This is a genomic window from Staphylococcus sp. HMSC072B07 (assembly GCF_001815505.1).
Classification (GTDB): domain Bacteria; phylum Bacillota; class Bacilli; order Staphylococcales; family Staphylococcaceae; genus Staphylococcus; species Staphylococcus simulans.
Window position 1 is genome coordinate 6,514 of sequence record NZ_KV820945.1, and the last position, 784, is coordinate 7,297.

Annotated in this window: 1 protein-coding gene; it reads left to right on the forward strand. The window is 37.5% G+C overall.

The genetic code is table 11. From position 1 onward, the window contains the following. On the forward strand, positions 1-784 hold a 784-nt coding region (locus HMPREF3031_RS13540; RefSeq protein WP_257243591.1), incomplete at both ends, for a Rib/alpha-like domain-containing protein.

Sequence of the window (784 nt, forward strand, 5' to 3'; positions counted from 1 at the left end):
TATGGCACACCAACTACTCCAGAAGAAGTTAAAGAAAAAGTAAGTGTTCCAGACTTCCCTAAAGATGGTGGCAAAGTTGTTGTTACAATTGATGACCCAACAACAGTACCTAGTGGAAACGCATCAGGAGTCTTTGAAGTACCAGTAACGGTGACATATCCAGACGGCACAAAAGATCATGTAACAGTTAAAATTGTTGTAACACCACAACCAGAAAACGCTAAATATGAACCAGTGTCTAAAGATATTGAAAAACCATATAATCAACCAACAACTGTAAACGAAATCGTAAACCAAGTAACTGTCCCTGATTACCCAACAACAGGTAATCAACCAAAAGTTACTGTAGATAACCCAGCATTAATCCCTGACGGCAAAGTTCCAGGTGAATATGAAGTACCAGTAACGGTGACATATCCAGATGGCACAAAAGATCATGTAACAGTTAAAGTTGTTGTAACACCACAACCAGAAAATGATAAATATGAACCAGTATCTAAAGATATTGAAAAACCATATAATCACCCAACAACTGTAAACGAAATCGTAAATCAAGTAACTGTACCTGATTATCCAACAGAAGGTAACCAACCAAAAGTAACAGTAGATAATCCAGCATTAATCCCTGATGGTAAAGTTCCAGGTGAATATGAAGTACCAGTAACAGTCACTTATCCAGACGGTACAAAAGATCATGTATCTGTGAAAGTAACAGTAGGTCCGAAAGATTCAGATGTCTTTGAACCAGTAGCTGGAAAAGTTGAAAAACCATATGGTACACCAA